The 8,834-nt window shown below is 64.9% G+C and carries 11 protein-coding genes; 9 read left to right on the top strand and 2 right to left on the bottom strand.

Going from position 1 to position 8,834, the window contains the following annotated elements:
- Window positions 1-855: hypothetical protein (locus D180_RS24480; RefSeq protein ID WP_232760370.1), on the bottom strand; the 855-nt coding region annotated here is incomplete at its 3' end.
- 278 nt (window positions 856-1,133) lie between these two features.
- On the opposite strand from D180_RS24480, the gene D180_RS22900 reads away from it, so the two are divergent.
- The 5 genes from D180_RS22900 (at window position 1,134) to D180_RS06655 (ending at window position 4,771) form a co-directional block, all read left to right on the top strand.
- Entirely contained in the window at window positions 1,134-1,484 is a 351-nt protein-coding gene (locus D180_RS22900) for a hypothetical protein (protein ID WP_232760368.1), read from the top strand.
- 82 nt (window positions 1,485-1,566) lie between these two features.
- Window positions 1,567-2,229, top strand: a complete 663-nt coding sequence (locus tag D180_RS06670) for a hypothetical protein (RefSeq protein WP_017912183.1) — start codon at window positions 1,567-1,569, stop codon at window positions 2,227-2,229.
- 21 nt (window positions 2,230-2,250) lie between these two features.
- Window positions 2,251-2,799, top strand: coding sequence for a hypothetical protein (locus tag D180_RS24475; protein ID WP_232760367.1), 549 nt, complete (start codon window positions 2,251-2,253; stop codon window positions 2,797-2,799).
- 122 nt (window positions 2,800-2,921) lie between these two features.
- The gene (locus D180_RS06660; protein WP_017912181.1) at window positions 2,922-3,701 is read left to right on the top strand and encodes an SPFH domain-containing protein; all 780 of its coding nucleotides are present in this window, start codon (window positions 2,922-2,924) and stop codon (window positions 3,699-3,701) included.
- Window positions 3,702-3,871: 170 nt separating this feature from the next.
- Complete coding sequence (locus D180_RS06655; RefSeq protein ID WP_017912180.1) at window positions 3,872-4,771, top strand: hypothetical protein; 900 nt, start codon at window positions 3,872-3,874, stop codon at window positions 4,769-4,771.
- 174 nt (window positions 4,772-4,945) lie between these two features.
- Here D180_RS06655 and D180_RS06650 read toward each other — a convergent pair whose 3' ends face one another.
- Window positions 4,946-5,914 carry an alpha/beta hydrolase-fold protein gene (locus D180_RS06650; protein ID WP_043090576.1) on the bottom strand — a complete coding sequence of 323 codons (969 nt, stop codon included), beginning with the start codon at window positions 5,912-5,914 and terminating at the stop codon, window positions 4,946-4,948.
- Between the two features lie 221 nt (window positions 5,915-6,135).
- Here D180_RS06650 and D180_RS06645 point away from each other — a divergent pair, with 221 nt between their 5' ends.
- From D180_RS06645 to D180_RS06630, 4 genes are all read left to right on the top strand, one after another.
- A complete protein-coding gene (locus D180_RS06645; RefSeq protein WP_017912178.1) occupies window positions 6,136-6,945 on the top strand; it encodes a hypothetical protein in 810 nt (269 codons plus the stop codon).
- A 124-nt stretch (window positions 6,946-7,069) separates the two neighbouring features.
- The gene (locus tag D180_RS06640) at window positions 7,070-8,038 is read left to right on the top strand and encodes a polysaccharide deacetylase family protein (RefSeq protein ID WP_043090575.1); all 969 of its coding nucleotides are present in this window, start codon (window positions 7,070-7,072) and stop codon (window positions 8,036-8,038) included.
- A 98-nt stretch (window positions 8,039-8,136) separates the two neighbouring features.
- Entirely contained in the window at window positions 8,137-8,340 is a 204-nt protein-coding gene (locus D180_RS06635) for a hypothetical protein (RefSeq protein WP_017907992.1), read from the top strand.
- Between the two features lie 214 nt (window positions 8,341-8,554).
- Window positions 8,555-8,834 (top strand): DUF2076 family protein (locus D180_RS06630; RefSeq protein ID WP_017912176.1); only part of this gene is annotated, 280 nt, incomplete at its 3' end.

Raw genomic sequence — 8,834 nt, 5'->3', positions numbered from 1 at the left:
GCCTTTGCGGCACAAGCCGATGTTGGTTCTCGCTGCCCGCACGATGGCCAGGTAGCGGTCCGCCAGCATTGGCGTCCATCCTTCCACGGCCGCGTCGTCGTCCTTGGCGGCGTCCTCCGCATAGGTGTCGAGTGTGGAAAGGCACAGCGCATACAAGCCATTCTTGTACTGGGTGATGGCCAGATCGTTACGAATGGCGCCTTCGTCTTCCCATTCCAGCGTCGGCAGGCAACTCGGCACGACTGGCGACAAGGTAGCGAGCGCCGCCTTGTAGTCTTTCGCATCATAGAGACGCTTGAAGGTCGTCCGCGTGCGGTCCAGCGCATCCCGGCCACAGCCATCCTTGACCCGCAGGTAGGGCGCCTCGAAATCCCCGTTGTAGCCGCAGAACGTCTTGCATTCGGCGGGCGTGGCAGCCGCTACGTCAATGCCCTGCGGCGTACTGGCGAACTTCACCTGGCAGGTGGGTTGGTCCTTGTTCCCCTTGGCGACGCCGGTGTGTCCCTCTATCGCGCCATGCAGCTCGCACACGTCTTCCCCCGTGGTGCTTTCCAGGGAGAAGGTCAATGTGCCGTTTTGTTGCTTGATCAGCAGGCGAGCCCATCCCTTGTCGGTGATGTACTCGCCCGGCGGTAGAGTGCTGTCGGACACAACATGCGGCGCCGCCAAGGCAGGCTGTTCCTTGCGCGCTCCCGGCTTCGGGGCAGCGTCCGGTGGTTGTGCCGAACAGGCGGCTGTGGACAGCGTGGCGATCGCAGCGCAGACCAGCCAGGTCATCTTCAGAGGACGTGTTTTCGCCATATCCTTTCGCCGATCCTGTTTTCCCTGCTGATCTTTAATGGTCGATGCGGCCATGCGTCAAGTCGGTGCGCAGATGCGCACGCTGGCCTGCGGCTGGATATCTGGCGGGAGGTCGGTGGAACGCAGGGAGACCGATTGCTATCTTCCCTGCCTAAGAGCCGCAGGCCATGTCCAAGGGGTGACCGATGATGAAGCAGCACCGACGCGGGTGGCGCTTGTCGCTGGTCGCGCGAGTTATGGCGATGGGGTTGATGACCTCGTGTGCGGGTTCCGCTTACGCAAGCAAGTCCACCACATTCTCCGGCGAGTGGGGTTATGCCAAGAGATGCGACTTGGGCCATTACCTGGGCCTGCATCTGCAGCAGCATGGCGATCGCGTCACCGGAGATTGGAGCGAGGGAACCAACGCGCACGGCCATGATGGGCAGTTGCAGGGGGAAGTACGCGGGGGCACGTTGTATATCCGCTATTGCAGTGAAGATGGAGGAAAAAGCTACGCCGCATGTCCCGCGTTCTCAGGACCAGAAGATCGGTTCCGGCTACAAAATGGACTGCTTGTTCGCTATCAGAAGTATGGTTCCGGTTATCGGCGCGACGTTGCGCTTCACCCGAGTGTCGCAGGGAAGGATGTGCCTTTCGATCAAGAATGCATGGATCAAGACGATGGGCTCGACCAGCCCTGACAATTCCTTGCGCCCGAAGCAAGCAACGTCCCTGTGCTAGCGTGAGAGTGCAGCTCCGCGCTTCCATGAATTAAGCATCGAGATGAATTTCATGGCGAAATCGAAGCAAGCGCTTTGCATGGTCTTCGTCGCCGCGACGTTGCAACTGACAGCATGCCAGCCCGAATCGGCTCAATCAGTGGCGTCCACCCAGACGCTCCATCGCAAGGAGGCGCCTGCAGCGAGGACGACCGTGCCGCTGGTCAGGAAGCTCAGTCCGCAACTCCTGTCGGATACCATCACGCTCGATTTCGCTGTTCCGCCCCAGGAGGATGATCCCGAGCCGCCGATCTTCATCGGATTGCGGGTCGCTGCGGCAGATGGGGAGGCTGCAGCGGCCAAGGTCGATCGCCTACGCGATGCTGGCGTGACCGCTCAGTTGCACCTCTATCGATTGACAGAGGCAGGCGAGCAACCGGTGGTATTGCAGCGGAGCGAAGAAATAGGGCGTACCGAGTATCGAGTCGTGGCCTTGGGCCGCGATGGGCATGTGCCACGTATCTTCGCGACAGATGCGGACGTCACAACGATGGAAGCCGCGGGGTTGATTGCTCCGAATGTCACCTACCGCGAATTGGACATGGCTTTTATACGGGATACGCCGCCCGGCCAATACCGGGTGTCCGTCCGCTTCGAGGGTAACGTCGGTGCCTTGGAGGAGGCCGGATCGGAACTGTTGATCGCCTTCACGAGGAAGGCGAAATAGGAGCGTGCCTGACGATGGCCCATGGCGGGTCAGGCGTTGGCTAGTTGGAAGGGCAATTTCACAGATGACAGATCGACTAAGGCGGGAAGAATGACGGAAGTGCGATGGTGGCTGATCGCGGCCTTCCTGTGTGGGGGCATGAATGTTTCTGCTGCCCGCTCCGTCGAAGTAGATAGGGGCGACCTACTTTGCAGCCAAGCCAGCGATTGGACTGATGGAGCGTCGGTGGATGTAAAACAGATGACCCCGATGGTCGTAGAAAGTGATGCAGGCCGTACCTATCATTTCGATCTGCACGGAAGCGCCGGACTGCAGACGCTGGACGCTAGCTGCGGCTGGGGGAGCTACGCAGAGTGCGTCTTCACTGCTCGCCGGTCGGACGGCGGCACTTACCAGTTCTCGGACCTCTCAAGCTTCGGCCTATGGAGAACGACGGATGGCCTTTACCTGGTGTACCGCATCGTGTCTCCCAAGGCAAAGACGGATGCCCGCAAGCGCCGGGTAGTGAAGTTGGGCAATCCGCCGAAAGAGCTTTGCAACCAGATCGGCGACTATTCGGATCTCATGTAGGTCCATGGGCGGCCTATCTGCCCATGCCCAAGTAGATGCCTCGCCCTCGACGATGCGCTAGCATCCCCCGCACACGACGGCGCGCGGCGCCTTCTCTTCAGGGGACATCGATGAAACATTCCATGCTGGCCGCCGCCTTGGCGGCCTTGCTGTGCGGCTGTACCGTGGTCTCGCCCGATCCGGGGCAGCAGGCGGTGCTGGTGGACAAGCCGCTGCTGTTCGGCAAGGGCGGCATCCGTCTGGACGACGTGCGCGATCCCGGCCGCACCTACACGTGGATGACGACCTCGGCAGTGTACGTGGACACCACGCCGCAGACGGTACAGGTGGCCTTCGACGACTTCTCGTCCAGCGACAACATCCTGTTGGACTTCTCCACGCAGATCCAATACCGCATCACCGCGCCGGCGCGGTTGCTGTCCGGCTTCGGCCAGGACTGGTTCAAGAACAACGTGGCCAGCCAGTACGCGGCGATCGTGCGCGACCAGGTCAAACGCTACGACATGACGCGGATGATGAGCGACCCGGACAGTGCACGGAAGATCGACGAGGCGGTGACCGAGAACGTGCGCGCCCTGGTCAAGGAGCAGGGCCTGCCGATCCAGATCCAGAACATCACCCTCGGCCGCGCCCGTCCCAATCCCGACGTGCTGCAGCAGATGAACCTGACCGCGGCGCAGCAGCAGCGGGTCAAGACGCTGGTGGAAGCCACCACCGCCGAGCGCCAGCGCGAGCAGGAGCAGGTGGCCAAGGCCGATGCGGACAACGCCTACCGCAACCGCATGGGCCTGACCCCGGAGCAGTACCTGGCCAGCCAGATCGCCGAGATCAACGCCGAGGCCTGTGCCAAGGCGCAGGCCTGCTACATGGTGCCTTCGGGGACGTCGGTGATCGCCAAGTAGCGCGACGCGGTAGAGGCGGGCCCGGGTGGCCCGCCGTTTGCGGACATCGGTGGTGGCATGCGCGTCGCGAATGCGGCGCGCCGGCGGCGGTTGTCGCGGTGCCGCGGGTCTGCCACTGTGACGGCTGATTCCTGCGAGGAGATCCGCAGATGGAGTCCGCACAATCCTCAATGTCGCAACGCCCGCCGGCGGCCCGCCTGTTCGCCCTGCTGGCGCGCGAGGCGCGCACCGGGGTGATCTTCCGCCGCGGGCCGAGCAAGCAGGTGCAGCTGATCCACTGGGATCTGCGCGACGACACCTTCGTGCACGGTCAGTGGTTCAAGGGCCGCATCTACGAGCGGCGCTGCGACCTGTCGCCGTCGGGGCGGCTGCTGGTGTACTTCGCCTCCAAGCAGCGCGGCGACTTCGGCACCTGGACCGCGTTGTCGCGGCCGCCGTTCTTCACCGCACTGTCGCTGTGGCCGAAGGGCGACTGCTGGGGCGGCGGCGGGATGTTCGAGGACGAGCGGGCCTTGTTGTTGAACCACCGGCCACGCGAGGGGCGGGATCCTTTTCCGATGCCGACCGGCTTCCAGTTGCCGCACCATCTGCAGGTGCGGCCGTTCGGCACGCATTCGGGCGGTGGCGAGGACGAGCCGATCGACGGCGTGTTGCGCGAACGCGATGGCTGGCAGTTGCGCGATGAGGGCGAGGGCGAACGTGGCGGGCTGCGCAGCGGCGCATTGTTCCGCTTCAGCCGCCCGCGCGTGCGCGAGAAGCTCGGCGCCAATGGCCGCCGCCTGCAGTCGCTGCTGCATGCGGTCGGCCAGGAAAACCATGCCTGGTATGGCCAGGATCACCGGGTGCTGGACCGCGACGGCACCGTGCTGGTCGACCTGCCGGGCAGCGACTGGGCCGACTGGGATGGCGGCGACCTGGTGTTTGCGCGCGAGGGCGGGCTGTATCGTCTGCGCAAGAGCGACTTCGGCGAGGTGGCGCAGCGGGGTGCCCAGGTATTCCGGTTGCTGCACGATTTCAGCGGCGCACGCTTCGCACCATTGGCGCCGACGGCGGATGCGCTGAAGTATTGAGCGGCCGTTACGCGGTGCCTTCAGTAAACCTCTGCGAACACGTGCCAGTAAATGGCGTTGCTTTAGAAGACCTTTAACGGCGGCCGGCCGGCACCTGTGGGAACGGCTTCAGCCGCGACAACGCCATCCGTGGAGATGCAGTATCCGCCCGACCGGCGGCGTGCGCGCCGCGCCTCACTGCCGCGGAACACCCAGCAGAAACTTCAAGCCATGGGTAAGCCCACGCGGTGCAACGCTCAGGTGATCCTCGTCGTCCAGCACGTCCAACTGTAGGCGCAGCGACGGATAGTGCCGCCCGCGCAAGGTCTGCACCATCTGCTGCGCGTCGGTCACCATGTCGTAGCGCTTGCCGTAGCGGCGCTGTTCGTACTCGCCGACATACATGTAGACCTGTGCCGGAAGATCGTGGTGACTGGAAGCGAAGCGCGCTTCCTCGGCGCGCATGGCATGCGCGCCGAACCAGTACGACGGACTACCCAGGATGTAGCCGGAAAACAGCTCGGGTGTGCTCAGCAGGATCTGCGTACCGAGCAGGCCGCCGTAGGAATGGCCAAGGAACAGGCGCCTTGCTTCATCGGTGCGATAGCGCTGCGCGACGAAGGGCAGCACCTGATCTCGCAAGTAGGCAATGTAGGTGCTGGAACCCCCGTGAGTAGCACCGGCGGCCGCAACATCGCCGGCCTCGGTGGTGGGCGTGTAGTCGCGGCGCCGGCTCGGCATCGGCGCATCGCCGAGTGCATACGACAAGCCGACCAGGATGAAGTCCTCGATAGCCGGACCTTCGCCGTTCAAGCGCCGCGCAATCTGCCGCGCCACCGGAAACGCATAGTCGGCATCGGTGGCATACAGCACCGGGTAGCGCCGCTCGGGATGGTCGGCATAGCCGGCAGGCAACGCCACGAACACCTGGTAGGTGCGGCCGGACACGGGATCGGGGACCTCCCACACCTCGGTCCCGGCCAGTTCGTACGGCGCACCGCTGCCGCGCTGACCGCCGAGCTGCGTTGCTACTGTGCGTGCGGGAGGTGGTGCCGGTTGCGCGCTGGCCTCCTTTGTTGCCGCCGCTGCCGCGGGTGCCTGTGCCGTGTTCGTGCACCCGGCGAGCAGCAGGCACGTCCAGACCAGCCAAAGCGCTTTCCTCATTCCGTCATTTCCGTTTGTTCGGGTCCGCGCGCGAGTCGGCGCATCTGCATGGTGCCATGGCGGCGCGAGTGCCGGCGCTTCGCGTGTTCTGCATCGCGCGCGCACCCGCTGCGCGGCGCCCGCGGTCCGTGTCGATTGGACGTGCGAAAAGGAGATTCCGGCGCTGGCGGCTTCCCTCTGCATGAAAGGTGGATTAGCTTGCCTGCACTTGGGGGAATCGCATGCGTATCGCGTTGGTCATCGTCGTTGCCGTGGCATCGCTCTGGCTGCTTGCTGCAGGACGTGCTGCGGCGCCGGCCGGGCGGCAAGCCCCGATCAGGATCGCCTCGGTCTCGATCCAATACACATACATGGGGTGGGGGTACGTCGATGAACGTTTCCACTTGGTTCCGGCGCGCAACGGCATGGGGTTTGTCATGCGCTGGACGGACCAGGATGGGGCGAGGCACGCCGAGCAGGGGGTCGCTACGGACAAGGTGATGGCGCTGTTCGCGGCGGCACGCGCGCCTCGCATCGATCGCGCGACCGGGCTGGGCGCGTTGCAGCAGCGGGCGATGGAACCAGCAACCATCGCCAGAATCCGCAATGCGCTGTTTGTCGATCGGGATTGCCCACCCCTACAACAGCGCCAACTGCGTGCCGCGCAAGTGAATGGAGATGGCGTGAGAGACGCACTCGAGCGGCTCTATGGCGAAACTATTCCATGGACCGACGATAGCCCGTCCATGACGGTCCGCATCGTGCCCGAACGCGGGGCGCCGCTGGTGTTCCATTCGCAGTCGCAGAAGCCGTTCATGCTGGCGTGGATCCACGGTGTGCCTGGGATCCGAAGAGATGAGGCGATGGATGGCCCCAAGGCGACCTGGTCGCTGCCGCTCAGCGATGCGCTTGTGGAAATCCTGCCGGCCCTGTCGCCTGCACGAAAACGCTTGGCGCGCGAGCAACTGGTAAGGGCACTGGCTCGGAACCTGGAACGCCGCTCTCCTTTATCCTGCTTGCAGGACCGTGGCAACGCGCACGCAGGGAGTTGAATCTTTGGTGCCTGGCTCTTGCCGGTGAGTCGGCCAGGCAGGGCGCGCAATCGGCTGACAGGTACTCCTTGGTGTCGTCCGCATGTGTGCGTATAGACTGGCAACTCCATACTGGGGGCGTCCGATGAGAGTACTTCGCTGCCTGTTGCTGCCGGCCCTACTGTGCGTCGCCGCATTCGCCCAAGCCCAGGACGACACGCGCCGCATCGCGGTGACCATCGACGACCTGCCGTGGCAGCGCATCGAGCAGACACCGCCGGCGCAATTGCCGGCACTGCATGCGCAATTGATGGCCTCGCTGCGGCAGGCGCAGGTGCCCATCGTTGGCTTCGTCAACGAGGACAAGCTGGAGCAGGACGGCCAAGTGCAGCCGCAACGCGTGGCGATGCTGCGCGACTGGCTGGATGCCGGCTATGCGCTGGGCAACCACACCTATGGCCACGTGAACCTGCACCAGGTCGGCGTGCCGGCGTATGAGGACGCGATCGCCCGTGGCGAGCGTACGTTGCGGCCGTTGCTCGCAGAGCGTGGCCAGTCGCTGCAGTGGTTCCGTCACCCGTATCTGGCGACCGGCCGCAGCGTCGCCGACCGCGAGGCGGTCAACGCGTTCCTGGCCGCGCATGGCTACCGCATCGCGCCGGTCACCGTGGACAGCGGCGAGTGGGTGTGGGCGTTCGCCTACGCGCATGTGTTGGACGAGCCGGCAGGCCCGGCGCGTGACGCCATGCTGCTGCGGCTGCGCAAGGGCTACGTGCCGTACATGCTCAACAAGCTGGATTTCTTCGAGCACGAATCGCAGGCCCTGTTCGGCCGCCGCATCCCGCAGGTGTGGTTGATGCACGCCAACGCGCTCAACGCTGCCGCATTCCCCGAGCTGGTCGTGGCCACGCGCCGCCGCGGCTACGCCTTCATTGGCCTGGATGAGGCGTTGCACGACCCGGCCTACACCCACGTCGAGGGCTACACCGGCCCTGGCGGGATCAGCTGGCTGCACCGCTGGGCGATGGCCGAGGACAAGCCCAAGGACTTCTATGCCGGCGAACCCGTGGTGCCGCGCTGGGTGTTTGCGTTGGCGGGTGTGGATTCGGAGTAGTGCAGGGCGTGCAACTGCCGGCGCGTCCCGGCAGGCCTTCACCCTCCACGCATGCATGGCCGGATCACGATGGCTCCTCCCCGCTCACCCTGACGCCCATGCCCTCGTCCAAGACGCCTCCGTGGAAGAAGCCGAATCCGCGCGGTCAACGCAGCCAGCCGCTGTCGCCGTCGCAGAAGGAAGCGGCGAAGCAGCGTGCCGAGGAGAATGGCCGACCGTATCCGAACCTGGTCGACAACATGTGGGCGGCGCGGCTGCCGCATGCGACGTCCTCCTCCAGTTCGGACATCGACGAGGAATAATCAGGGCTTCTGCGCTTGGAGTGGGGGCGTACCTGGCGCCCGTTGTCGGAAGAATGTCGGAGTTCGCCAGTGCGGCCGCCGGGCTGGTTTTCCCGGCGCGCGTGATTGATGAATGCCGATACACCGGAACTCGGACGCACCCTTGGCCTGCGCCGGGCGATGCCCATACCGTGCCGTGCCGGCACTGGGCCGGTCATCGCATCCAGGTACGGGTATGACTCCGCAAGAACAGCAGCTTCTCGAAGACTTCCTGGCGCGCCTGCGCAGCGCCGGCGGGGTGGCCAAAGATCCGCAGGCCGACGCGCTGATCCACGCGCGCCTGGCCGATCAACCCGATGCCGCGTATCTGCTGGTACAGCGCACCTTGCTGCTGGAGCACGCGCTGGAGGCCGCCAAGGCGCAGATCGCGCAGTTGCAGCAGGCGGCCACGCCCCCGCCGCCGCCGGCCAGCTTCCTGGGCCAGAGCTTCAATGCGGCGCCGCCGCCGTTGCCCC

It is taken from the genome of Xanthomonas sp. SHU 166 (genome assembly GCF_000364685.1).
In the GTDB taxonomy this organism is placed as follows: Bacteria; Pseudomonadota; Gammaproteobacteria; order Xanthomonadales; family Xanthomonadaceae; genus Xanthomonas_A; species Xanthomonas_A sontii.
Note: the sequence above shows the minus strand (reverse complement) of the source record. Positions and strands in the feature narration are given on the sequence as shown.